General features: G+C 34.2%; 23 protein-coding genes. 10 read left to right on the forward strand and 13 right to left on the reverse strand.

Annotation, left to right across the window (positions count from 1 at the left end; genetic code table 11):
* Positions 1-48 precede the first annotated feature (48 nt).
* From paaB to AAFU52_RS03990, 4 genes are all read right to left on the reverse strand, one after another.
* Positions 49-333 carry a 1,2-phenylacetyl-CoA epoxidase subunit PaaB gene (gene paaB, locus AAFU52_RS03975; protein ID WP_438425610.1) on the reverse strand — a complete coding sequence of 95 codons (285 nt, stop codon included), beginning with the start codon at positions 331-333 and terminating at the stop codon, positions 49-51.
* Between the two features lie 33 nt (positions 334-366).
* Positions 367-1,347, reverse strand: coding sequence for a 1,2-phenylacetyl-CoA epoxidase subunit PaaA (paaA, locus tag AAFU52_RS03980; RefSeq protein ID WP_024772713.1), 981 nt, complete (start codon positions 1,345-1,347; stop codon positions 367-369).
* Positions 1,348-1,359: 12 nt separating this feature from the next.
* The gene (paaE, locus tag AAFU52_RS03985) at positions 1,360-2,433 is read right to left on the reverse strand and encodes a 1,2-phenylacetyl-CoA epoxidase subunit PaaE (RefSeq protein WP_438425612.1); all 1,074 of its coding nucleotides are present in this window, start codon (positions 2,431-2,433) and stop codon (positions 1,360-1,362) included.
* A gap of 102 nt (positions 2,434-2,535) precedes the next feature.
* Positions 2,536-3,105 carry a TetR/AcrR family transcriptional regulator gene (locus AAFU52_RS03990; protein WP_024772715.1) on the reverse strand — a complete coding sequence of 190 codons (570 nt, stop codon included), beginning with the start codon at positions 3,103-3,105 and terminating at the stop codon, positions 2,536-2,538.
* Positions 3,106-3,352: 247 nt separating this feature from the next.
* On the opposite strand from AAFU52_RS03990, the gene AAFU52_RS03995 reads away from it, so the two are divergent.
* Positions 3,353-3,790 (forward strand): META domain-containing protein, encoded by a 438-nt coding sequence (locus tag AAFU52_RS03995; RefSeq protein WP_084050582.1) that lies wholly within the window; start codon positions 3,353-3,355, stop codon positions 3,788-3,790.
* 25 nt (positions 3,791-3,815) lie between these two features.
* Here AAFU52_RS03995 and AAFU52_RS04000 read toward each other — a convergent pair whose 3' ends face one another.
* Complete coding sequence (locus AAFU52_RS04000) at positions 3,816-5,498, reverse strand: T9SS type A sorting domain-containing protein (RefSeq protein ID WP_438425613.1); 1,683 nt, start codon at positions 5,496-5,498, stop codon at positions 3,816-3,818.
* 117 nt (positions 5,499-5,615) lie between these two features.
* Here AAFU52_RS04000 and AAFU52_RS04005 point away from each other — a divergent pair, with 117 nt between their 5' ends.
* Both AAFU52_RS04005 and AAFU52_RS04010 read left to right on the forward strand, forming a co-directional pair.
* Positions 5,616-7,376, forward strand: coding sequence for an aromatic amino acid hydroxylase (locus AAFU52_RS04005; protein WP_438425614.1), 1,761 nt, complete (start codon positions 5,616-5,618; stop codon positions 7,374-7,376).
* Between the two features lie 319 nt (positions 7,377-7,695).
* Positions 7,696-8,868, forward strand: a complete 1,173-nt coding sequence (locus AAFU52_RS04010) for a DUF3103 family protein (protein ID WP_438425615.1) — start codon at positions 7,696-7,698, stop codon at positions 8,866-8,868.
* Positions 8,869-8,935: 67 nt separating this feature from the next.
* Here the strand turns inward: AAFU52_RS04010 and AAFU52_RS04015 are convergent, their stop codons facing one another.
* Positions 8,936-9,886, reverse strand: coding sequence for a GSCFA domain-containing protein (locus AAFU52_RS04015; protein ID WP_438425616.1), 951 nt, complete (start codon positions 9,884-9,886; stop codon positions 8,936-8,938).
* A gap of 54 nt (positions 9,887-9,940) precedes the next feature.
* Positions 9,941-12,574: an alanine--tRNA ligase gene (alaS, locus tag AAFU52_RS04020; RefSeq protein ID WP_438425617.1), complete on the reverse strand. Its 2,634-nt coding sequence runs from the start codon at positions 12,572-12,574 to the stop codon at positions 9,941-9,943.
* A 206-nt stretch (positions 12,575-12,780) separates the two neighbouring features.
* On the opposite strand from alaS, the gene AAFU52_RS04025 reads away from it, so the two are divergent.
* The 6 genes from AAFU52_RS04025 to AAFU52_RS04050 are packed head-to-tail and all read left to right on the forward strand — an operon-like array spanning position 12,781 to position 17,067.
* Positions 12,781-13,758, forward strand: coding sequence for a M23 family metallopeptidase (locus tag AAFU52_RS04025; protein ID WP_024772722.1), 978 nt, complete (start codon positions 12,781-12,783; stop codon positions 13,756-13,758).
* Between the two features lie 6 nt (positions 13,759-13,764).
* The gene (locus tag AAFU52_RS04030; RefSeq protein WP_438425618.1) at positions 13,765-14,871 is read left to right on the forward strand and encodes a CapA family protein; all 1,107 of its coding nucleotides are present in this window, start codon (positions 13,765-13,767) and stop codon (positions 14,869-14,871) included.
* Positions 14,872-14,873: 2 nt separating this feature from the next.
* Complete coding sequence (locus tag AAFU52_RS04035; RefSeq protein WP_024772724.1) at positions 14,874-15,203, forward strand: MerR family transcriptional regulator; 330 nt, start codon at positions 14,874-14,876, stop codon at positions 15,201-15,203.
* 26 nt (positions 15,204-15,229) lie between these two features.
* Positions 15,230-15,832, forward strand: a complete 603-nt coding sequence (locus AAFU52_RS04040; RefSeq protein ID WP_438425619.1) for a LemA family protein — start codon at positions 15,230-15,232, stop codon at positions 15,830-15,832.
* Positions 15,832-16,269, forward strand: a complete 438-nt coding sequence (locus tag AAFU52_RS04045) for a TPM domain-containing protein (RefSeq protein WP_438425620.1) — start codon at positions 15,832-15,834, stop codon at positions 16,267-16,269. The genes AAFU52_RS04040 and AAFU52_RS04045 overlap by 1 nt, the downstream gene beginning before the upstream one ends.
* Positions 16,270-17,067: a TPM domain-containing protein gene (locus AAFU52_RS04050; protein WP_438425621.1), complete on the forward strand. Its 798-nt coding sequence runs from the start codon at positions 16,270-16,272 to the stop codon at positions 17,065-17,067.
* 153 nt (positions 17,068-17,220) lie between these two features.
* Here AAFU52_RS04050 and der read toward each other — a convergent pair whose 3' ends face one another.
* From der to era, 3 genes are all read right to left on the reverse strand, one after another.
* A complete protein-coding gene (der, locus tag AAFU52_RS04055; protein WP_024772728.1) occupies positions 17,221-18,528 on the reverse strand; it encodes a ribosome biogenesis GTPase Der in 1,308 nt (435 codons plus the stop codon).
* A 305-nt stretch (positions 18,529-18,833) separates the two neighbouring features.
* The gene (locus AAFU52_RS04060) at positions 18,834-20,366 is read right to left on the reverse strand and encodes a choice-of-anchor I family protein (RefSeq protein WP_438425622.1); all 1,533 of its coding nucleotides are present in this window, start codon (positions 20,364-20,366) and stop codon (positions 18,834-18,836) included.
* A gap of 167 nt (positions 20,367-20,533) precedes the next feature.
* Positions 20,534-21,415: a GTPase Era gene (gene era, locus AAFU52_RS04065; protein WP_024772730.1), complete on the reverse strand. Its 882-nt coding sequence runs from the start codon at positions 21,413-21,415 to the stop codon at positions 20,534-20,536.
* A 169-nt stretch (positions 21,416-21,584) separates the two neighbouring features.
* On the opposite strand from era, the gene AAFU52_RS04070 reads away from it, so the two are divergent.
* Positions 21,585-23,663: an OmpA family protein gene (locus AAFU52_RS04070; RefSeq protein WP_438425623.1), complete on the forward strand. Its 2,079-nt coding sequence runs from the start codon at positions 21,585-21,587 to the stop codon at positions 23,661-23,663.
* A 38-nt stretch (positions 23,664-23,701) separates the two neighbouring features.
* Here the strand turns inward: AAFU52_RS04070 and AAFU52_RS04075 are convergent, their stop codons facing one another.
* The 3 genes from AAFU52_RS04075 to AAFU52_RS04085 all read right to left on the reverse strand — a co-directional run bounded on the left by AAFU52_RS04075 (position 23,702) and on the right by AAFU52_RS04085 (position 26,503).
* Entirely contained in the window at positions 23,702-25,045 is a 1,344-nt protein-coding gene (locus AAFU52_RS04075; RefSeq protein ID WP_024772732.1) for an alanine/glycine:cation symporter family protein, read from the reverse strand.
* 75 nt (positions 25,046-25,120) lie between these two features.
* Complete coding sequence (locus AAFU52_RS04080; protein ID WP_024772733.1) at positions 25,121-25,588, reverse strand: RNA methyltransferase; 468 nt, start codon at positions 25,586-25,588, stop codon at positions 25,121-25,123.
* 72 nt (positions 25,589-25,660) lie between these two features.
* Positions 25,661-26,503, reverse strand: a complete 843-nt coding sequence (locus tag AAFU52_RS04085) for an N-acetylmuramidase domain-containing protein (protein WP_438425624.1) — start codon at positions 26,501-26,503, stop codon at positions 25,661-25,663.
* Positions 26,504-26,552 lie beyond the last annotated feature (49 nt).

The raw sequence follows: 26,552 nt of genomic DNA on the forward strand, positions 1-26,552 counted from the left end.
GTAAGTCTCCTGTATTCACAGGAATTGTAATTCTTACAGTTGCAAAAATTACATATGCTTTACTTCATCGGGTAATGTATAAAACGTAGGGTGTCTATACACTTTATCCTGAGCGGGTTCAAATAATTCTCCGTTATTATCAGGGTTTGATGCTCTAATATGTTTAGATTCTACTACCCATATACTTACTCCTTCATTTCTTCGAGTATACACATCTCTGGCATTTTCTAAAGCCATTTCTGCATCGGCTGCATGAATACTACCAAAATGACGATGTTCTAAACCATTTTTACTTCTTACAAATACTTCCCAAAGTGGCCAGTTATTTTTCATAATTATGAATTTTGAATTCTGAATTCAGAATTATTATATTGCTTTTTTAAGCTTTTTATCTTCTTGTTTTTTGGCATACGCCATAGCTGCGTCTCTTACCCATTCTCCTTTTTCCCAGGCATTAACTCTAGCTGTCATACGTTCTTTGTTACATGGACCATGACCTTTTACTACTTGCCAGAATTCGTCCCAATCTATTTCTCCAAAATCGTAACTCCCCTTTTCTTCATTCCATTTTAAATCTGGATCTGGAATAGTAAGTCCTATTAATTCTGCTTGCGGAACGGTTTGGTCAATAAACTGCTGACGTAACTCATCATTAGTTTTTCTTTTTAATTTCCACTTCATTGATTGAGCAGTATGCACAGATTCTGCATCTATAGGTCCTAGCATCATCAACGATGGCCACCACCATCGATTTAATGCATCTTGTGCCATTTCTTTCTGTTCTGGAGTACCATTCGCCAACGTAATCATTATTTCATACCCCTGGCGTTGATGAAAACTCTCTTCTTTACATACACGTACCATAGCTCTTGCATATGGCCCATAAGAAGTACTACATAGTGGTACTTGATTAATAATTGCTGCACCATCTACCAGCCAGCCAATTGCTCCCATATCTGCCCAAGTGATTGTAGGGTAATTAAATATACTAGAGTATTTTGCTTTACCTGTATGCAATTGTTCATATAGTTCTTCTCTAGAAATCCCTAAAGTCTCACATGCACTATATAGGTATAATCCATGCCCGGCCTCATCTTGAACTTTAGCTATTAAAGCTACTTTACGCCTTAAGGAAGGTGCACGAGTAATCCAGTTTCCTTCTGGCAGCATTCCAATAATTTCGGAATGTGCATGCTGAGAAATTTGCCGAATATGAGTTTTCCGGTATTTTTCTGGCATCCAATCTTTAGGCTCGATCTTTTCATCTCTGGCAATTTTTTGCTCAAAGATTTCTTCTAGACTTCGACTCTGCTCCGTCCCTTGGTTTTTTATTTCTTTTTCGCTCATAACACTTGAGTTTTATACATCAAAATCAACCACTACTTTTTCTGTGGTAGGAACAGCCTGGCAAGATAATACTAAACCTTTAGCAACCTCATCTTCTTCTAGTGCATAGTTCACCTTCATTTCTACTGCTCCTTCAATAACTTTACATTTACAAGTACTGCACACTCCACCTTTACAAGCAAAAGGCAAATCTGCTCCAGAGGCCAATGCTCCATCTAATATATTATCGTGATCATCATCCATTGCAAAGTGAAACTCTTTTCCTCCGTCTATAATAGTAACTTCAGTTCCATCAAATTTATGATCAACTACTTCTGCTGCTTTTTTCTTATCTTCTTCAGAAACACCTGAAAAGAAAAGTTCATAATGAATTTTCTCTTTTGACAATCCTGCATTCACCAATCCGTCTCTAATCAAGAAGATCATTTCTTCAGGACCGCAGACAAAGCATTCATCTACACTGGATATATCAATTACTTTATCAGTAAGTTCTTGTATCTTTTCTTCTGTAAATCGCCCATTAAGCAATGGTATATCCCGTTGTTCTTTTGTTAAAAAATAGAATATCTCTACTCTGCCAAAATACTTATTTCTAAGTGCTTCTATCTCTTCTTTAAAGATAATCGATTTAGCGTTCCGATTCAAGTAAAAGAGCTTGAAAGTACTTTCTGGCTCAGAAGCAAGGTGAGTTTTTAGTATGGATAATATAGGTGTAATACCACTTCCTGCAGCAAAAACAATATAGTTTTTAGCTTTTGACGGGGCTACTTCAACAAAAAAGTTTCCCATAGGAGGCATTACTTCTATAACATCTCCTTCTTTAAGTACATCATTTGCAAAGTTAGAAAACAATCCCTGATCAATTCGTTTAACCGCCACTTGCCATTTATTTTCGACAGGGCTTGAACACAAGGAATAAGAGCGTCTTACCTCTTCATCATTTATAGATGTTTTTAGAGTAAGATGCTGACCTTGCTTAAACAAAAATGCACTCCTAAGCTCTTCTGGTATATCAAAAGTAATAGATGTACAATCCTTAGTTTCTTTAGTTAACTCAGAAACACGAATAGAATAAAAATCAGTCATATCTTAATTTAACTATATAGTTATAGCTAAACAAAACTAACAATTGTTAGTTTGATACACAAATAATTATTTGTTAATTTTATTACTATACTAAAATATTGATCATGCTACCCCTTTAAGCAGCACCGATATCATATCGCGTTTCAAGATATCAGAATCAATCTCTTTTTGTTCGGGATACCACAAATACAATGTTCTTAAGGTAGAGAGTGTAGAAAAAACCATAATTTCAACATTATAGGGTTTAATCTCTCCTTTTTCTAATCCTTTCTTTACTATATCCCTAAAATTATCTTCATATTCTTCTCGCATTTTCTCAAAGTATTGCAGATTACTCTCTTCAAGATGCATCCAATCATTATTAAGTGAAGCCAGACCATCTGCATTTCGTAAAGTCACATCTATATGCAAGTCAATAATATTTTCCAGTTTTTGGATTGTATTTTCATCAGAAGTTACAATTTTATTCATCCCCACAGTAAATTCTTCTGCAAGTCCAATTATGATAGTAGACAATATTTCTTGTTTCGACTGAATATGATTATACAGGCTTGCAGCTTTAATCCCCATAGCTTTTGCCAAATCTCTCATAGTTACCGCACTATATCCTTTTTCTTTAAAAAGAATAGCCGCTGCATTTATAATTTCTTGTTTTCTGCTTTCGGGTCTCATCTGTTTCGATTTATCATTTTTATTGGTCAGAAAAATTCACATAGTAATTATTTTCGACAGGCTCACCTAATAAAGTGAAGCTGGTATGAAAACCTTAACTATATTCATTTTATGGTAGGTATTTTGTTTTCCACTCAAAAATAAATTTTAATCTCATATAACATACATTTTTGTTACCAAAAACAGAGAATACGACCAATTTATCTTATAAATAATACTATATTAACCATAAAAAGAATCTAGACTCATGAAATTTTTAATGATCATTTTGTTTTTCGTGGTATTTTCAAACACAAATAGTTGTGCCAACAAAAATAATGCAGCAGTCAAAAATCAGGAAAAAGAAAGTCAGGTTACTAAAAAGGCAACTTTTTTCATCACTCTTCTTAACGGGAAAGATGTTTCTGAGAGAAAGTTACACATCACTTTTGACGAAGAACAAAGCTCTGCTTATGGCCACGCTGGCTGTAACACGTTTTCATCTAAGTATACCGAAGAAAACGGAACTATTTCTTTTAGCTTCCCTATTGCAACAAAAATGTATTGCGAAAAAAATGCAGCAATAGAAAAAGAATTTTTTAAAACTCTTGTTGAAGTTAAAACCAGAATCCTGACAGAAGATTCTCTAGTCCTAAAAGACAGTAACAATAAAGAGTTATTCTCTGGTGTAAGATCCAAAGAATAACTCTTTAAATATTATTATTCTATATCTAGAATTGCTTACTTACAATTACTTTTTTAGTAAAAGAAGTACCATCAGATGTATTTTTAACATAAATAAAATACATTCCCGTTGATTTATCTGACATATCAATTTGTCCTTTTTCCTCAGATAACTTTCCAGAACCGACAACCATTCCAGAAATATTATAAAGATAATATTCTAATTTACCCTCTACTGTATTAGTAATACTAATTATAGCATCAGAAGCATTAAAAGAAACGGCTAACACCTTTTCTTCTTCAGGTTCAGGCTCTGGATCAATTGGCGGAGGTGGCGGAGGTGGTGGGGTACCATCATTTTCTTGAGAAAGCATATCTAATGTTTCTCTTCCAGTATTATCAGAATCTAACCAATTAGAAAGTCTGTTAGAATCTGAGTTACCAAAACTCCACGAAACATTAAACCTACCATAAAAATCTGAAAGATCATTATCATTTGTTCCCGAACAAGCGGCTCCTCCTCCTGCAAGTTGCCCTACTATTCTACCACTTGGGTTAAAAAGAGCAGAACCAGAAGATCCTCCTTCTGTAACTCCAAGGTCCCAATCCGTTACCTGCCAGGAATCAACGGGAGCAGTTAAGCCTCCAATATTAGTCTTTACTTGTACTAGAGCTACATTTTCTCTACATACTTTCATTATATCTCCACTAGGGTGATGAATCCCAACTGCAAAATTTGCTGCAATATCTCTTTTGTCCCATCCAGCCCATTCTAAATCCCAGGACTCATCTAAACCTCCATCTAAATTCAACAGTTTAAAATCAGATTCTGCATTCGAAGCTAATCGTGTAGCTCCACTTGTTGTTTGGTTTACTGCAGCATCTGTACTACCTGTAACAGTAGCACAGGAAGGGTTAGGACTAATCCAATTAAAACGGAATGCCCACGTAGATTCATTACCAGCATTACAATGATTAGCTGTCAAAAAATATGGCGCTTTATCATTCTTCGTATTATTAATCAATGTTCCTGTACAAACAAAACCGTCCATCAGTACAAAAGCGACAGCATGCTTCAATCTATCTTTTAACTCGTCAAAATCCTCTCCAACAGAGCAATCTACATCCTGATTACAATCTCCTGATTCATCTATTTTTTGCTGAATTTGAGTATTTGTAATCGAGCGATATCCATGAATTACTTTAGCAATGTTTAACTGACCTTTACCAGCAACAGAAGCAGGCTCAAAATATTCTACCCAAACATTATCTCCTTCTACCATCCATGTACCTAGCATCTGATCAGGTCTGTTAAAAATATTTGTATATGCACCTAAAAGATCAGACCTATCATTATTATAAAGATACACCGTAGCTCCTCGAGGTATTTTATAGGTATCAAAAATGAAATTTAATGTCTTGGCACCTTTAGATATAATATTAATACGCCATATCCTATCTCCATTAGGTAATTCGTCCCATACTCCCGAATTTTTAAGACCTAGGTTTACTTTAAGTTCATAACCAAATCTCCATGGTCTTGATTTATCTGAATCATTCTTAGCATCTTCTGCATTGATTCTATTTAAATCAAAACTTTTCATAAGCATCGGAACTATGCTTTTTCTGTTTTGCATACTCCAACTTGTAGGTCCTCCTTCATTAGAAATCTGGGCATTAATTCCTAATGTACCTAATAATAATCCTAATACTATCAGCTTAATTCTCACAACCATCTATTTTTTAAAATTATAAAACAAATTTAACTATTTAAGAATACTTCAATATCAAAATAAAACTATTAATTTTCCAATTAAATTGTCTTGATCAAAAATTAATTTCTTTATATGTCTCTAAATATTGCATCTAATCCCTTAATCGACAGGCTTCCTGCACACTTAAAACAGTTCATAAAACCACAAAATTATGAAGAATACACACCCATAGATCAAGCAGTTTGGAGGTATGTCATGCGTAAAAATACTACTTCACTTACCAAAGTTGCCCATAATTCATATCTAAATGGCCTTAAAAAGACCGGAATTTCGATCAATGAAATACCAAGTATGTATGGAATGAATCGAATCCTAAAAGAAATTGGATGGGCGGCTGTAGCTGTTGATGGATTTATTCCTCCTAATGCATTTATGGAATTTCAGGCATATAATATTCTTGTTATTGCATCAGATATCAGGCAATTAGAAAATATTGAATATACTCCTGCTCCTGATATAATTCATGAAGCAGCAGGACACGCTCCTATCATTGCTAATCCTGATTATGCAGAATACTTGCGTCGTTTCGGAAAAATTGGTTGTAAAGCTATCTCTTCTAAAAAAGATTATGATATGTATGAAGCCGTGCGTACACTTTCTATTCTAAAAGAAGCATATGGTACGGATCCAAAAGAGATAGAGGAAGCAGAAAGAAAAATAGAGGAACTACAAAACCAGAAAGAAAATCCTTCGGAAATGGCTTTGATACGTAACCTACATTGGTGGACGGTTGAATATGGTCTAATTGGCACAGTAGATGAGCCCAGAATTTACGGTGCTGGATTACTTTCCTCGATTGGAGAAAGTGAGTGGTGTATGACTAACAATGTAAAAAAACTGCCTTACTCTCCTGATGCTGCTTTTCAGGATTTTGACATCACCAAACCACAACCTCAGCTCTTTGTAACGCCAGATTTCGCCTATTTATGTCAGGTGTTAGAAGAGTTTGCAGATACTATGGCTTTAAGAAAAGGCGGACACCGAGGGCTTGCAAAATTAATCGAATCACAAAATTTAGGAACCATAGAGCTAAGTACTGGTTTACAAGTCTCAGGAGTATTTACCCGAATGATAAAAAATGAGGATAATGAGGTTATTTATTTTGAAACTAATGGCCCGACAGCACTTTCATTTAGAGAAAAAGAGCTTATAGGTCATGGCATAGAAACTCATTCTAACGGACTCAGATCTCCTCTTGGAAAATTAAAGGGTATCAATCTTGCTATAGAAAACATGTCTCCAAGGGATCTGAAAGCTTATAACTTTTATGATGGGGAATACATAGAATTCGAATTCGAAAGCGGAATCACTATTGCAGGAACCAATATTACTGGGATAAGAAACATTAAAGGTGAATTAATTTTAATTCAGTTTAGCGAATGTACCATTAAATATAAAGACGAATATCTTTTTAAACCAGAATGGGGTACTTTTGATCTGGCTGTTGGAAAAGAAATAGTTTCAGCTTTCTCTGGTCCTGCAGATGATAACTCATTTGATTTAGTAACCCATAATCCTTCATCGGTTACTGCGCAAAGAACATATTCTGAAAAGGAAAAAGACTTACATTCTTTATACTCGTCTGTTAAAAACATTAGGGAAGGAAAAAATGCTATGTTTTCGCTAGAAGCTGCATTCGAAATTTTAGAAAAAGAGCATACTGATGATTGGTTACTTTGTTTAGAGATTTATGAATTAGTTTATGATAGAGATTCAACATTTGCTTCACAGGTTTTAGAACACCTTAAAAACATACAATCCAAAAGACCTAAAATTCAACATTTAATCAGTAGTGGTATTGATACCGTAATCGACTCGGAGTTTACAGTATAAAATACCATTTCTTTTTTTAATTACTTCATCAAAAATCATAGCTTCTAGAATTTTTAGTTTGCTATCATATGGATGTGTTTTTTTCTAAAATTCCTAAACAAAAACAACAACAAAACACCAAGTACCTAAAAATCAAAGCATTAAGAAAAAAATGTAATTTTGTATGCATGCATAATAAATATGTAAAAAACAAAAAAACACTTATCATTTTTTATGGCTTAACCATACTTCTTTTGAGTATTTAATATACTATAAATCAATACAATACGACATCATTTCCCTAATTTTAAAAGACAAAACTAACTTAAGTATATTAATTATGAAAAAATCATTTTTACTTTTAAATGTAGTTCTCGTTTCCTTGTTATTTTTTAATTGTGAAACCGAAGAAACAGTCGTTAACGAAACTAACGTGGTTCAGGACACGAATAGTATAGACAAAAAAAGGATCGCATTTGATCTCATTGATTTACTCGCCAATACAGAATTTAAGACTAATATTGTAGAGACATTAGCCAAAGATCACACACCAGGCATTAAACTATCTAAATTATTAAAAGAAAACGCTTTCATATCGGATCAGAAATCGTATCAATCTTTAAAAAAAGTAATAGATGAAGCAGATAATCAGCTTAAATCTAATGAAGTCCCAGACAATATAGAAATTCCAGAATTATGGCTACAAAGACCGAGTAATAAATCGGTAAATTATGCTGATCTATTAGTATCATTTGCTCCCAAAGGTGATGAAAAATCATGGTCGAAAATTGAAGCATATACTCTTGATGGAGAAACCGTTTTTCTTGACGTTAAAGATGCACCTAATGTACCGGTACTTGTTATAGAAACCAAAGGCTATGAAACCTTAAAAGCAGAGGTTGATTATATGAATAAGCAGTTACAAACTGCCGGATTACAAAATGATCGTTTTAGGTCTGCTAAAATGGACTTAAGCCCTTCTTCAAAAGCCAATTCGGGACTTGAAACAACCAAATTAGATCAAATACGTTTAAATCAAGATGAGGAACCCTGGATCAGTGGTGCTGCAGAGGTTTATGCTATCACTTCTGGAATAAAAAATACCAGTAATGAAGCCGAAGTAAAGATCATACCTATGTATTATCTGGACTATGAAGGCACAACATATTATCCTAACCAAATCATGCTTTTCTGGGACGATTATAAATACCAGGCAGCAAATATCCAATTATTCGAAAAAGATGATAATTACAACTTTAAGCAATTGGTTACCATTATTGTTGATGGTATTTTTCAAATCATTGGTACTGTTTCTGGACAACCATGGGTAAATGTACTTGGACAAGTAGCAGGAGCTATTATACAAGCAATGCCAGATGAATGGTATACTAACAATGATGATTATGTAGACTCTTTATATACTATTCAAAAAAACACAACTTATACTAATCACGTTGGTGCTCGAGGTAATGCAACAGTGACTTTATCACCACTGTTTATTCCTAGTAATTAAACACATTATAAAAGAGGTTGCTATATGTATTATAGCAACCTCTTCTATTTTAAATATAAATAATTATTTACCCCCAAATCATATGAGGATATTCTTTATATAACTGGTATTTTTTTGCTTCTAGCTTCTGTAAGAATAACACATGTTGTTCACTTTTTGGATTAAACGGCCTATGCATCATTCCTTTTTTGATTTCCTCAACTCTATTCATGGTTTGAATAGTTTTTTCAGAAATCCAAATTTCGGAAAAACGTTCCCAGATATAGTGGATAGCCAAACTACTAGGATGAATCATATCTAAATCATAAAATCGATAATCTCTAAGTTCATCCATCATGATTTCATAAGAAGGAAAGTAGCTTAGATTTTTATTCTCATGAATAATTTGATGTATCGATGTGATTAAATGAGATTTACTTCTATTGTTTTCTACAAACCCATCTTTACTATGCCGCACAGGAGAAACGGTAAATACAATTTCTGCTGATGGATTAACACCTCTAATTAGATGTATACAATTTTGAAGGCATTGATTGATCTCTTCTACAGACAGTAATTCTTTTTCAAACTCTCGCTGCGGAATTTTATGACAATTCGCTACCACCATATCCAGAGACTTTAATCGATATACCCATGCAGTACCTAGAGTGATAAAAATATGTGTCGCAGATTTAATATTCTCTCTTGTAGCTGTTAATGCATCATTCAAATTAGACAATACTACATTTTGATCAGCATTGCTTAAAGAGGAATGTGCGTCAAAACAATGCCATTGTTCATTGATATAAAACAAATCGGTATCGGTATATTTTTCTCCCTGAGTAGCCATCCACAAAAATGTTTCTATAGCCTTAGGATGAAATAATATCCCAAATGGATTGATCTTATTCTTAAACTTAAAGTATTCGAACTTCTCTCCTATATTTTCTGCAAAGCATGATCCTAACAGTAAAAACTCTGAATTATAATCAATTTTTGGTTCTTGAGACTGTAGTCTTATTTTGGTCTGTAGGTTCATAAGTCTCCTTACTCTCTCCCTCCTCCGAAGAGGAAGAGTTTTATAGTTATAAGATTATTTCAAATATTGTTTTGCATTATCTAATGCTTCTTCTATACCTGCAGGGTTCTTTCCTCCTGCTGTAGCAAAAAATGGCTGTCCGCCGCCACCGCCTTGAATATACTTACCAAGTTCACGAACCATTTGTCCTGCATTCAATTTTTTCTCATCTACCAAATTCTTAGAAATATAGCATGATAATAATGCTTTACCTTTCTGATCCGATCCAAACAGCACTACAATATTTTCAAGTTCACCTCCTAATTCGAAAGACAAGTCTTTAATCCCTGCAGCATCTAAATCTACTTTTTTAGCCAGGAATTTAACTCCATTTACGTCTTCAAATTCTGATTTAAGATCTCCTTTCAGGTTTTTGGCCTTATCCTTAAGAAGGGCTTCAATTTGTTTTTTCAGACTTGTGTTTTCTTCTTGTAATGACACAATGGTTTTTAAAGGGTCTTTTGTTTTAAGAACTGCTTTTACTTCTCCATACGCTTCTGATTGAGTTGTAAAGTATTCTTTTGCTGCATCTCCCGTAATTGCTTCAATTCTACGAATTCCTGCCGCAATTGCACTTTCTGATACAATTTTAAAATGCCATATACTACTGGTATTTTTTACATGAGTACCTCCGCAAAGTTCCATAGATTCTCCAAATCGTATGGCTCTTACGGTGTCTCCATATTTTTCTCCAAATAATGCAATAGCTCCTTCTGCTATTGCCTGATCATAAGAAATATTACGCTGTTCTTCTAACGGAAGCTGCTCACGGATTCTAGCATTTACAAAATGCTCAACTTCTTTCAATTCTTCAGTAGTCATTTTAGCAAAATGAGAGAAATCAAAACGCAAATTACCACTATGAACCATCGATCCCTTTTGTTCTACATGCGTACCCAGAATTGTACGCAATGCCTGATGCATCAAATGTGTTGCTGTATGATTCGAAGCAGATCTTGAACGTTGTTTTTCATCTACTACAGCTGTCAAAGTCTCATCTATATGCTTAGGCAAGTTTTTAGTAAAATGAATAATAAGATTATTTTCTTTCTTGGTATCTATTATATATACAACATCACCATTAGGTACTTCTAAGTATCCTTTGTCTCCAACCTGTCCTCCTCCTTCAGGATAAAATGGTGTTTTATCAAATACCAATTGATACAGCTCTCCATCTTTCTTACTATTTACTTTGCGATAACGGGTTACTTTTACATTTGTTGTAAGATGATCATATCCAATAAAATTTTCTGTAGTAGTATCATCTAGTAATATTTTCCAATCTCCGGCAGTTACTTGTGATGCCGCTCTGGATCTATCTTTTTGTTTTTGGAGTTCTACTTCAAATGCTTTTTCATCTAATTCATATCCCTGCTCACTCAAAATTAAAGCTGTCAAATCAATCGGAAAACCAAAAGTATCATACAACTCAAAAGCTTTCTCTCCAGAGATTATATTTCCTTTAGTATTCTTGATTACATTTTCTAACAATACTAGTCCCTGATCCAATGTTCTTAAAAAAGATTGTTCTTCTTCTTTAATCACATTAGTGATTAAGTTTTTCTGAGCTTTCAATTCGGGAAAAGCTTTACTCATTTGTTTGCTAAGTGTTTCTACCAGCTTATAGATAAAAGGTTCTTTAGTATCCAGAAAAGTAAAGCCATATCGAATAGCTCTACGCAAAATTCTTCGGATCACATATCCTGCTCCTGTATTACTAGGCAGTTGGCCATCTGCAATAGAAAATGACACAGCTCTTACATGATCGGCAATAACACGAATTGCAACACTTACTTTTCCATCCTCATCGGTTGGCAAGCTATTTTTATCATATGTAGAATTGGTAATCGTTTCAATTTCTCGAATTATGGGCGTAAAAACATCAGTATCATAATTTGACTTCACTCCTTGTAATACCATACATAAACGTTCGAATCCCATTCCGGTATCTACATGCTGTGCTGGTAACTTCTCTAATGACCCATCCGCTTTTCGATTATATTGCATAAAAACCAGATTCCAGATTTCTACCACTTGTGGATGATCCATATTCACCAAATCCCGACCAGGAATTTTAGCTTTTTCCTCATCTGAACGGATATCTACATGAATCTCAGAACAAGGACCACAAGGTCCCTGATCTCCCATTTCCCAGAAATTGTCTTTCTTATTCCCCATGATGATACGTTCTTCTGGAACAATAGCTGTCCAGAGATCATAGGCTTCCTTATCCATATCCAGATTTTCATCTTTGGCGCCTTCAAAAACAGAAACATAAAGAATATTTTTATCTATACCGTAAACTTCGGTCAACAATTCCCAGGCCCATTGGATTGCTTCCTTTTTAAAATAATCTCCAAAACTCCAATTCCCAAGCATTTCAAACATGGTATGATGATAGGTATCCATACCTACTTCTTCCAAATCATTATGTTTACCACTTACGCGCAAACATTTTTGAGTATCTGTTATTCTATTACTTTTTGGAATACCATTACCTAAAAAGAATTCTTTAAACTGGTTCATCCCGGCATTAGTAAACATTAAAGTAGGGTCATCCTTGATCACCATAGGTGCCGAAGGCACGATGCCATGTTTTTTGGATTTAAAAAACTCTAAAAATTGATTTCTTATTTCTTGGGATTTCATGAATTCTATTTATTACTATTTTTTCGAAATAAAACACTTAATACAATCGCGATCACTATTTTGCGTTGTTTTAAAAAAAGATTCTAATTCGATATTTGTCAGTTTTTTCCGGACTTTGCAACAATTTGTTATATTTGTTGCGATGTCTTGGTTTATTATAAACCATGTATTGGTTAATATCCTGCAAAAATAGCATATTTTAGATTATGTCAAAGGTTAAATATTACTATGATAGTGAGACGCTTTCTTATCGAAGAATAGAGCAAAAGAAAGGGCGTAAATTTGGTATAGCTGCATTAGGAGTTATTAGCTCTTTTTTAGCTGGTTTTGTCCTTCTTCTTATTTATCTTAACATCCCTCAATTAGAGACTCCTAAAGAAAAAGCCTATAAAAGAGAGCTTGAGAATATGCAGCTTCAATATGATTTAATGAATCAAAGATTGAAGCGTGATGAAAATATTTTAAAAGAAATCGCAGAACGTGACGATAATATATATCGCCTTTATTTTGGAGCTAACCCTATTCCTGGTGAATTACGTAATGCCGGATTTGGTGGTGTGAACAGGTATAAGAATCTAGAAGGTTTTGAAAATTCTGATATTATTGTTGAAAGCAGTGAACGTATTGACAAATTAACCAAACAGATTGTAGTTCAATCAAAATCCCTTGATGAAATTGCATCTTTGGCAGAGAAAAAAGAAGAACTGTTAGCTACAATTCCTGCTATACAGCCCATACAAAACTCGGATTTAAAACGTATGGCATCTGGTTATGGATGGAGAAGTGATCCTTTTACCAAAGCAAGAAAATTTCATTATGGAATGGATTTTTCGGCTAGTACAGGAACTCCTGTTTATGCCTCTGGTAATGGTGTAGTAACCCGTGCAGATGCTAATTCTTCTGGTTATGGAAAACATATACGTGTTGATCACGGCTTTAATTATGTTAGTTTATATGCACATCTAAGTAAATATAATGTAGAGAAAGGCCAGAAAGTAAAACGAGGAGATGTTATTGGCTATGTAGGAAGTACAGGAAGATCTGTTGCTCCTCACTTACATTATGAGATTTTTAAAGATGGAGAAAAGATTAATCCTAGAAATTTTTATTATGGAAGTTTAACTTCTGAAGAATTTGATCAAATGCTTAAAGCTTCTAATCTTATTAATGAAACTCTAGATTAAATATTGATGCGCAAACTATTTCTTATTGTCTTCGTTTTTGGTTTTTGTTCTTCTATACAAGCTCAAAAATATTCAAAAGAAGTATTGGACTCGATGTACGTAATAGTCCAAAATACCCAACAAAAATTAGCAAAGCCTAAATATATTAAAATCATGGCCGTTGGCGATATCATGATGGGAACCGATTTCCCTAATGACAGTTATTTACCTCCAGAAGGTAAAGGCCCTTTTGATGATGTTAATACTGTACTTAGCCAGGCAGATTTGCTTTTTGGCAATTTAGAAGGTACGCTTACCGATGAAGGAGAAAATGCGAAACGCTGTTCTGATCCATCAAAATGTTATTCGTTTAGATCACCAGAATATTTTGGAAAATATCTTGAAGAAACAGGGTTTGATGTAATGAGTATCGCTAATAATCATATTGGTGATTTTGGTGAAATAGGAATTAAGAACACTTCTAAAACTCTCGAAAAGCACAATATTGCTTATGCAGGAGTATTTGCTCAGCCTTCTACAATTTTTGAAAAAGATGGTATCACGTATGGATTTTGTGCTTTTGCCCCTAACAAGGATTGCATAAAAATTCATAACTTAACCAATGCTAAAAAAATCGTAACCGAACTCAAACAAAAAGTAGATATCGTGATTGTTTCTTTTCATGGAGGTGCAGAAGGCCTTAAATACACTCATGTTCCCAGAAAAACAGAACGTTTTTATGGTGAAGATCGTGGTGATGTTTATCGTTTTGCACATACTATGATTGATGCTGGTGCTGATATTATTATTGGACATGGACCACATGTTTCAAGAGCTTTTGAAGTATACAAAAATAAATTTATAGCATACAGTTTAGGTAATTTCTGTACCTACTCCCGGTTTAATTTAAGTGGCATTAAAGGATATGCTCCTATTGCAGAAGTTGAGATTGATACCGATGGCAATTTTATTAAAGGTAAGTTACATTCTGCAAAGCAGATCGATGAAGTATATCCATTTATTGATGAGAAAAAAAGAGCATTAAAGGAAATTAAATTATTAACAGAAGAGGATTTCCCTGAAAGTAAGCTCATTTTTGAAGATGATGGAAGTTTTACACAACAAAAAGAATAAGTATGTATGTAGACTTACCAAAAAAAATGTATTACAGTATTGGTGAGGTAGCCGATGCTTTTGATGTAAATGCCTCTTTAATTCGCTTTTGGGAAAAGGAATTTGATATTATAAAGCCTAAAAAAAATGCTAAAGGCAATCGAAAATTTACTCCAGAGGACATCAAGAATCTCGAGTTAATTTATCACCTGGTAAAAGAGCGTGGATTTACTCTGGAAGGTGCTAAAATCCATCTTAAAGAACAAAAACAAGAAGCCTTAGACAGTTTTGATATCATTAGAAAACTAGAATCTATCAAAGGACAATTGCTAAAGATTAAAGAACAATTGTAAAAAGTCATCTTATTATAATTTGAGTTATGAAAAAACTTTTAATACCAGTATTAGTAATCGTAGGAATCATTGTAATTCTGTATTTCTTTTTTGGAAGTCGTTATAACACTGCCGTTACATTTCAAGAAGATGCAAAAACAGCGTGGTCTAATGTAGAAAGTGCTTACCAAAGACGTAGTGACCTTATTGGCAACTTAGTTAAAACTGTTCAGGGAGCTGCAGATTTTGAACGTAATACTTTAAAAGAAGTAATCGAAGCCAGAGCCAAAGCAACTGCAGTAAATATTGACCCTAGTAATATTACACCAGATCAAATAGCACAGTTTCAACAGGCACAAGGAGGACTAACCTCTGCCTTATCAAGATTATTAGTAACCGTAGAGCGTTATCCTGATCTAAAAGCAAATCAAAATTTTCTTAATCTGCAAACACAACTAGAAGGAACAGAAAATAGGATTAATGTAGAGCGCAACAGATACAACGAAGCTGTAGGTGATTATACAAAATTTATGAGAAAATTTCCTAATAATATCATTTTAAGTGTTTTTGGAAGCCTTGAGGAAATGGCACGGTTTGAAGCTGATAGAGGTGCAGAAAAAGCACCAGATGTTGATTTTAATTTTAAATAATGTCTAAGGTAGAAGATTTTCTCACTTATGACCAAGAGCAACAAGTCGTTGCTGCAATTAGGAGTGCAGAAAAAACGACATCCGGAGAGATTCGTGTGCATCTTGAAAAACATACTGAAATAGAAATTTTAGAAAGAGCTACCGAAGTTTTTCATTGGTTAAAAATGGACAATACTATCCAACGTAATGGAGTGCTCATCTATGTTGCTGTAGAAGATCGCAGTTTTGCTATTTTTGGAGATAAAGGCATTAATGATGTTGTTGAAGACGATTTCTGGGAAAGCACAAAAAATGCTATACTTGAGCAGTTTAAAAAAGGAGGTTTCACTCAAGGATTAATTGACGGAGTTCTTCTTGCCGGAGAGCAATTACAGAAATATTTTCCTTGGGATCATACCGATATCAATGAACTCTCTGATGAAATCTCAAAAGGATAGATGAATACAATAAAACAATTCATATTGCCTTTATTGTTTTTGGGAATATTTTCTATCCCCTTTCATACAATACATGCGCAAAGAGAAATCCCCGCTAAACCAAAAAAGCAAACATCAGTATATGATGAAGCTACAATGCTTTCTTCGTCTCAAGCAAAGCTTCTCGAAGAAAAATTAATCCGATACACCGACACAACCTCAACGCAGATTGTAGTAGCCACTATTTCTTCATTACAGGGTGAGAATATTGGTCTATATGCTGCAGAATGGGCTCATGAATGGGGGATTGGGCAAAAAAAAGAAGACAATGGAGTTTTTATTCTAGTTGCCAAAAATGATCGAAAAATATGGATTGCTACGGGATATGGAGTAGAAGAAAAACTCACAGATTTTACATCCAAAACCATTATTGATCAAATCATTACCCCAGAGTTTAAAAAAGGGAATTTTTATAATGGCTTAGATAAAGGAACAACAGCTATCTTTCAGGTTCTTGATGGCACTTTTAAAGGCTCTAGAAAGAATAGCAAGAATGACTTTCCTATACTAGAAATAATTTTGATGGTATTCTTTTTCATAATCATCATTAGAGCTTTTTCAAAAAAAAATAATGGCAATGGTGGAAAAGGAAATCGAGGAAACCAGTCCGGAAGTAGTCTTCTGGATATAATTATCCTAAGCAACATGGGTCGTGGAGGTTATGGCGGAGGAAGTTTTGGCGGTGGTTCTAGTGGTGGTTTTGGCGGCGGATTCGGTGGTGGTGGATTCGGTGGCGGTGGTGCTGGAGGAAGTTGGTAATCATTTTTATTTCTGTTTAGTTCCAAATTGCATAATCAAAAGCAAAAAAAAATGTAGTAAATCGTTTGAATAACTAAATTCAGAACGAAAAAGTAATTATGCAACAAATAATTCCCAAAAGACTTTATAAAGCAGAATCAGAAAACTAAGCCTCTACTTCTTTCTTAAATACACCGAAACTGGCACACCATGAAAATCAAACTCTTTACGAAGTTGGTTTTCGAGAAATCGTTTATATGGATCTCTTATATACTGAGGTAAATTGCAGAAAAACGCAAATTGAGGTTGTGGTGTTGGCAATTGCGTAATATACTTTATCTTCACATACTTACCTTTATAGGCTGGCGGCGGGTTACGTTCAATTATCGGCAATAAAACATCATTAAGCTCACTGGTTTTGATCTTCTTAGATCTGTTTTTATATACTTCTACAGCAGTTTCGATAGCTTTAAATATACGTTGCTTTGTTAAAGCCGAAATAAATACAATAGGAACATCGGTAAATGGCTCTGTTTCTTTACGTATATATTTCTCAAAATCTTTTAAGGTATTACTCTCTTTATCTTCTACAAGATCCCATTTATTAACTAAGATCACTACTCCCTTACGATTACGCTCTGCTAGCCAAAAAATATTTTGTACTTGTCCGTCAAAACCTCTGGTAGCATCCAAAACTATTAAACAAACATCACTATGCTCAATCGCTCGAACTGATCGCATTACAGAATAGAACTCCAGATCTTCTTTCACTTTAGATTTACGTCGTATTCCTGCAGTATCTACCAGGTTAAACTCGAACCCAAAACGATTATATTTGGTATCAATTGCATCCCGGGTAGTTCCTGCAATATCGGTAACAATATATCTATCTTCTCCTATCAAAGCATTAATAAAAGAAGATTTACCAGCATTAGGCCTTCCTACTACTGCAAATCGCGGTAATTCACTAGATTCATCGTCTTCTTTCTCGGGCAGTACTTTTACTAACTCATCCAGAAGTTCTCCTGTACCACTCCCATTAATACTGGCAATAGTATAATATTCGCCAAGGCCTAAATTATAAAATTCTACTGCATTTGTAGCTCTCTGCCCATTATCCACTTTATTTACAACCAAAAAAACAGGCTTATCTACTTTACGAAGCAGATTAGCAACATCCTGATCCATTCCTGTTATTCCTGATTCTACATCAACCATAAAGATAATAGCGTCTGCTTCATCGATAGCCAATTCTACCTGTTTATCGATTTCGGCTTCAAAAACATCATCACTACCCACAACATAACCACCGGTATCTATTAATGAAAACTCTACTCCATTCCAATCACTCTTTCCATAATGTCGATCACGGGTTACCCCGCTAACAGCATCTACAATAGCTTCTCTTCTTTGAATTAACCGATTAAAGAACGTTGATTTCCCAACATTAGGTCTTCCTACAATTGCCACTATACCACTCATTGATATCTATTCTAAATTTTGTGCAAAATTAGACTTTTTATTTTAGCAATACTATAAATGTTTTGATTTGATTAACAATAGGAAAGAAAGTAAAAATAAAAAGCCCAAAGGCCAATGTTTCAGGCCGATGGAACTTTTCATAATTGATAGTCAGTCAGTGAAATAATTACTTAGTCAAATATACCACGTATTGCAGTCAAGTTGGTTACTGTAAAACAACAAAGTTTTTATTGTTATTAGTGAAAAAATGAGGTTTTTTAGCCTCTCACCAGCATTATGACAGGGATTCTTCTATCGATATTGATTTAATCTTTTTTACTTATTTCATAAATAGCGACCGTATTAGACACTTCATTAGTTACTATTATCAAATCATTTTCTGTTGGACTATCTTCTGCTTCTACCACAATCAATCCTTCTGGAGAAATATCTGTTTCATTCTTTAACCATTCTAAAAATTTCGGATTAGAGGGATTGGATATATCATACACCAAAACTCCTCCTGTTCTCTCTAGCCCAACAAAAAGTAGTGTTTTTCTTCCCACTTTAAGGGTCTCTACAGCTTCTGGCTCTGCTCCTTTATCATCAGATCTTTTATCGGCTGCACTTCCTTCGTTATTATTAAAAGCACTCGGATCCAAGTCAAAAATCGTTTTTCCTATTTGATCTCCACTGTCATAAATAACTGCTCCAGATGTAGACCATATAGTAAATGATCTTCCACCATAAGCATAAATCATGTCATAATCTCCATCACCATCAACATCTCCATTTGCAGTAGTAACTTTTAGTCTTCCCAAATTCTCATCTAATTGTAAGGTAGCTGCATCAGAAAAAGCAACAGGATCAAGTGTAAGGTCTTTTACTCTCTTTTCTTCAGAAAACCCATCGTAATCTCTAGAATCTCCTTCATTTGCTGTTATTAAGTATCGTCCTCCTCTGATCTTAGTATACGTTATAGCATCTGGATGATAAAACCCTAAAACCGGCCAATTTTGAAAATTTCCTACAATATCATCTTTATCACTAGCGTCTATTTGATTATTTGTTAATCCATAATTTTTTACTCCTAGCCCGATAATATCAGTAATCGTTTTAGTTTCTAGATTAACGATTGCCAATCCATTATTCTCTTGTAATGTAACATATGCTGTTTTCGAATCATGAGAAATAGCTACATACTCCGGTTCTACATCTTTTGCCAGAGATGCTCCTGGTCCAAAAACCCGAAAATCATTACCAATAGTCTGATCATTAAAAGCTGTAAAACTGATGTTCGAAACCTGCCCGGTAGCAACCTCTATAACAGTTATTGATCCTTCTGGATCATCTGTATACAAATCATTAGGTTCTCCTTCATTTGCTGCTACAATATATTTTCCATTAGGGCTAAAAGTCACCATATCTGGTAATGCTCCTGCTGGATAAGTATATAGCAATTCTTGTGAATCCGAATTATAAATTGCAATCGTTCCGTTGGCTTGTTTGTTTGAAGAATTTTCTAAAGCCACAGCTACCATTCCGTTGTTCACAGCTACGCTATTGGGGTTACCAATCAAAGATATATCTACTCCCTGTACAGGTGCGCCTGGATCAGAAATATCCCAAACCGAAAGTTCTGATTCTTTTGGATTTACAACAAAAAGTTTATCTGTTTGTGGATCAAAAGCAGAAATCTCTGCAAATCCCTCACCTCCCGTTCCATTGGTAAACCCTCCAATTTTCTTGAACGTTAGTTTATTAGTATTCCCTCCACCATGATAATCATCAGGATCACATGCGCTAAAAAGGCTTAATGCAACTGCGGAAATAAGAATAGTCTTGTTAAAAGTTTTCATTATTGATCTTGTTTTGTGATTAAGGCTTCAAATGTTAACAACATATATATCCTTAACGTTATGCTAAGGATAAATTATAAACATCGATCAATAAATAATCTTCTTACAGGTAATGAAGAAGGTATAAAAAATAGTAACTAAAGTAATATTAATTAGGGCAGTAGCAATCAATTATTATATCCAAATCGCCTTAACTGACGTTCATTACTACGCCAATTTTTATTGATTTTTACATAAAGTTCTATATGTATCTTTTTTCCGAAAAACTTTTCCAGTTCTTTACGTGCCTCAGTACCTACCCTTTTTAAAGCAGATCCTTTATGACCAATAATTATTCCTTTTTGAGAATCCCGCTCCACCATAATTACCGAACGAATTCTAATAATATCATCATCCTCTACAAATTCCTCTGTCTCTACCTCTACAGAATAAGGAATCTCTTTTTTATAGTGTACTAATATTTTTTCTCGAATGGCTTCATTTACAAAAAATCGTTCTGGTTTATCTGTTAACTGATCTTTTGGATAAAAAGGTGGAGAATCTGGTAATAACTCTACTATTCTACCAAAAACTTCTTTCACATTAAAATTCTCTAAAGCAGATATAGGATATATTTCTGCATTGGGTACTTTTTGACTCCAAAACTGAACCTGTTCCTCTAATTTTTCCTGATTAGACTGGTCTATTTTATTTATGAGTAGAAGAATTGGAATTTTTGCATTTGTTATTTTATTAAAAAAAGCTTCATCTTTTAGATCCTTTTCACCAATCTCTACCATATATATCAATACATCTGCATCTTCAAAAGCAGACTTAACAAAATCCATCATTGATTCCTGAAGTTCATAAGCAGGTTTTATAATCCCGGGAGTATCTGATAAAATCACTTGAAAATCATCCCCGTTTACAATTCCTAAAATACGATGTCTTGTGGTTTGCGCTTTAGAAGTAATAATAGATAGCTTCTCACCAATAAAAGCATTCATCAATGTAGACTTACCTACATTAGGGTTACCTATAATATTTACAAAGCCAGCTTTATGAGCCATATGATTGATTTTAATACAAAGGTAGACGAATATTAAACAAGAAAACAACAGATCATAGAATTATTACATACATCCCTGTCTTATTAACATTTTCCTACAAAAAGTAGTTATTAAAATAAAGGTATTGAATTGACTTTTTAATTGAATTTTTCTTAAATTTAGTTCCAGTATGTTTTCAAATACCCCGTGGAAACAAGTTTTTAACATTAAATTCTGGGATCGTTTGAAAAATCACATGTTATTTTTTGCCTCAATCTTTATAAAAAGAAACTTTATTTCTTTCTGGGTACTTATTCTCTTATCATCGTCGCAGCTTTTTTCTCAAGATCAGGATAAACGTATAACTAAAGCAGATCAAAGTTTTACAGCATTTGCGTATATCGATGCCAGAGCAATATATACAGATGTGGCTCAACGTGGATATTCTTCTCAAAACCTATATTCTAAACTAGGAGATTCATTTTATTTCACAGGAGATCTTGAAGATTCTGTAGTATGGTATGAAAAATTAATCCAGAATTATCCAGAGGATTTAAATCCCGAATATTTATTTAGATATGCACAAAGCTTAAAAAGTGTTGAACGTTACAAGGAAGCCGATAATATTATGGATCAATTCTATGCTATTACAGGAAATGACAAACGTGCTAAATCTTTCATAGAAAAGAGGAACTATCTAGATTTCATCGAAATGCAATCGGGTAAATATGACATATTCCCCCTTAGTATTAATTCAAAAAATTCAGAATACGCTCCTAGTTTCAACAACAAAAATCAAATCGTATTTGCTTCGTCAAGAAGTAAAAACACTAATGATTCAAAACTTCATAAATGGAACAAAATGCCTTTTTTAGATATCTTCTCTTCAAACATTAAAGAAGATCAGATTACTCTGGAAGACCCTGTTAAGTTAAAAGGAAAAATAAATACAAAATTTCATGAGTCATCCACCAGTTTTAGTAAAGATGGAGAAACAGTATACTTTTCGAGAAATAACTATACCAACAACAAATTAGGGACAAGTAAAAAGGGGGTTGTTTTACTAAAATTGTACATGGCCACCCTCAAAGGTGGAATATGGACTGACATCGTAGAATTACCTTTTTCTAGTGACGAATATTCTGTATCCCATCCTTCATTAAGTGCTGATGGAACTAAACTCTATTTTGCCAGTGACATGCCAGGCACTATGGGACAGTCTGATCTGTTTGTGGTAGATGTATTAGAAAATGGAAAATATGGTGAACCAAAAAACTTAGGAAGTAAGATTAATACAGAGGGTAGAGAAACTTTTCCTTACATCAGCGACAGTGGAAGACTATACTTTTCTAGTGATGGTCATGTAGGCTTGGGAGGGTTAGATATTTTTATTTCTGTACCTAATGAATCTGGTTTTTCTAATGCTTTTAATATTGGCAAACCTGTAAATAGTTCTAAAGACGACTTTACCTTCGTATTAAATGAAGAAACCAAAATAGGATATTTTGCCAGTAACAGAAAAGGAGGTAAAGGCAATGATGATATCTACAGTTTTAAGCAAGTCGGGGAACTGATCACTTCTTGTATGCAATATGCAGAAGGCACGATCACAGATATTGCAACCGGGGAGCCGCTTATAAGAGCAGATGTTATCGTATTCGATAAAAATGGAAACATAGCACATCAGGCTGTTTCTGATTTAAAAGGCAAATACAAAATCAAAGTTCCTTGCAATGAACCATATGTAATACGGGCAGAGCTGGAAAATTTTATCCCAAAAGAAGTTACATTAGAAACTACAGATATTTTTGAATTTATTCATAATCTGCCAATTTCATTAACAAATATTGATGCAGAAAAATTATTATCCTCTACAGTAAAGATTACTGTTGGTGATGATCTTGGGGAAATTTTACAACTAGAACCTATTTATTTTAGTCTGGATGATTATGAGATTAGTCCAAATGCCGAAGTAGAACTCCAAAAAATAATTTCGGCGATGAATAAATATCCAGAATTAAAGATTGAAGTTCGCTCACATACCGATAGTAGATCCAGTCATTGGTACAACAAAAAGTTAAGTGTAAAAAGAATGAGAGCCACAATAAGATATATCGTACGAAAAGGAAATATTGATTGGCGACGTATACCCGGAAAAGCCTATGGAGAGAGAAGGTTGATCAACAAATGTGCTGATGGAATAGATTGTACAGAGGAAGAGCATCAGGAAAACAGGAGAAGTGAGTTTATCATTATGAAAATAAAGTAAAGCAAAGACCTGGTCTAATGTAATACAAAAAAATGATATTAGATCTTATACTTTTCAAAATACATTTTAGCTCTGGCATTTACTCTAGGGGCTAATAATAATCCAGAAATCACTGTAGGGATTGCCATTATAGCAAAAGCACTGTCAATAAGATTAATTGCAAATTCTATTTTTACTACTGCAGCAACTATAATCGACATTATATATAAATAGTTATAATATTTACCATACTTCGGTTTGGTTAAAAACCCTAAACATGTAGTCCCATAATGCGAATATGAAAACAGTGTCGAAAGCCCAAATACCAAAACCATAACAACCACTACAATATCTCCTAATCCATATGGAAGAACAGAATTAAAAGCTTCTAAAGTAAGAGATATTCCATTACCATTAGAGCTTTGCCATACCCCAGTAGAAAGTATTGCCAAAGCGGTTAATGTACATACCAGTAATGTATCTATTGCGGGACCAATCATTGCCACTAGCCCTTCTCTAATAGGTTCATTAGTTTTTGCCGTACCATGCATCATTGGCGCAGTTCCTATACCTGCTTCGTTAGAAAAAGCGGCTCTTTTTACTCCTGTTTTAATCAAATACCCTAAAGCTCCTCCTGCCGCTGCTTTTCCAGAAAATGCATCCGAGAAAATTAACATAAACATATCTGGTATTTTTTCTATTTGTAAAACCAGAATAGTGATCACTGTGATAAAATATAAAACCACCATAAAAGGAACCAGTCTACTAGCTACAACACCAATTCTTTTTATTCCTCCCATAATAACCAGCGAAGCGAAACCTGCTAATACAATCCCGATATACCATTTATAGTCATCATTCCAATCTAAAACATCTACTAATGTTTGAGTGAGTTGGTTTGCCGTAAACGCAGGGAGTGTGCCTACCAATCCTGCCAAGGCAAAAAGTACAGCCAGAGGCTTCCATTGAGCACCCAGACCTTTGGTGATCACATACATCGGACCACTAAGCAAAGACCCTTCCTCATCTTCAGATCGATACATTACCGCTAATGAACAGGTATAAAACTTGGTTGCCATACCGATTAAAGCACTGATCCACATCCAGAAAACAGCTCCAGGTCCACCCATGACAATTGCCACCGCCACGCCGCTAATATTACCCATGCCCACCGTTGCAGCAATAGCAGAAGACAAGGCCTGAAAATGACTAAGCTGTCCAGGAGCATCCTCATTATCATATTTACCTCGCAATACATTGATCGCGTGTTTAAAATAGAAAAAAGGTGTAAACCTAGAATAAATAAGAAAAAATACTCCTCCTCCAATAAGCAATACCAATAAAGGCCAATCCCATACCCAGGAGCTAAAACCAGCAATAAAATCTTCTACTATTTTAAACATAAACAATACGGATAGTGGTTATAAATGTAGTGACAAAAATTATATATGAAACCTTCATTTTAAAAATTACAGGAACTATGTTCTTATAAACCTTGGCTTATCAACTCCACGATCATACATAATAATGCTTCCTGCTACAGCAACATTAATACTTAGTTCTGATTTAAATTTGATTAAAAACTGTGATTTCTCGATAGCATTTTTGGACAACCCATGGTCTTCGGCTCCTAGTAAATACACACAACGTTTCGGATGGTTAAAAGTTTCGAGAGATTGCGCATTATCTGTTAATTCTACTCCTATCAACATTGCTCCTTTAGGTAAGTGTCGATAAAAATCTTCAAAAGTATCATAATGAAAATACGGCATGGCTTTTACCGCATTATGAGTATCACTGGCTTGTTTTGCATATCGATTGCCTATCGTAAAAATAAAACTTGCTCCCATATTTTGTGCAGAACGCCATAATACACCTAGATTCTCTGGTGTTTTACCATTTTGAATACCGATCCCAAAAAATTCATTCTCGAAATTATCAATCATAGAGCAAAAATAGAAAAACTGAGATATAGTTGAAAAACCTAAAATAAATTTAATTCTAATATACAATCACAACTAACTATTGCTATATTTTATGTAAGCATTTTTTAGTCTAGTATCATATTTATTTTTCTTATACCCCGATCCATTATATCCTTCGGCAAATCTTGCCCAGTTCTTTTCTTTTATCCAATCCAGTAGTTTTTTACCTTTAAAAGATGTAGTTTCTATAAATTTACCAAAAGCTTTAAGATGCTCTCTTTCATGATCATACATTTCTGAAACAAAATGATCTACAGAAGAAAAACCTAAGTTCGCATAATGAAACCCCATGATTTGGAAAGCTCCCCATGATGCCGAGCTATATGCTGCTTCATGAAAAGCTGGTTCATCAGACATTCCTGCAGCCTTTTCTAAACGATCATACTCACCAGCTCCCCCTTTATAGTATGTTTTGGTCCATTTTTCATATAATACGTTTTTAGTATATTCTGAAACATACTGAGATGGATTTACTCCCCGTTTATCCAGTTCTTTCCAAAAAATATGGCCTTCAAACAAAATTCTTGGCCTGCCAGATACCAAAAACCCTTTTCCATTACTTTCTATTTCATTAACCGCTTTTACCATTGCTAATTCTAATTCAAACTGATCTGCAAAATCCTTCACATCTTGTTCGGACAAGAGTTTATCATTAAATGCAATAAAGTCATTTTTGATTTCGATAAGTTTGGACCAGGTTTTAAGTCCTACTATACCATCTATTACAAGATTATGTCTAGTCTGAAAATCTCTGACGGCTGCATCCGTATCTTTTCCAAAAAAATTAGACACATATACTTGATATCCCAGTATGGTTAAAATTTCTTCCAAAAAATGAACATCCTGTCCGTTCGAACGGTAACGTATTGTTTTCATTTGTTTATATTTTATAGATTTTTGTATTGGGTCAACTTCTATTTTAAAA

It is taken from the genome of Aquimarina macrocephali (assembly GCF_051627225.1).
Classification (GTDB): domain Bacteria; phylum Bacteroidota; class Bacteroidia; order Flavobacteriales; family Flavobacteriaceae; genus Aquimarina; species Aquimarina macrocephali.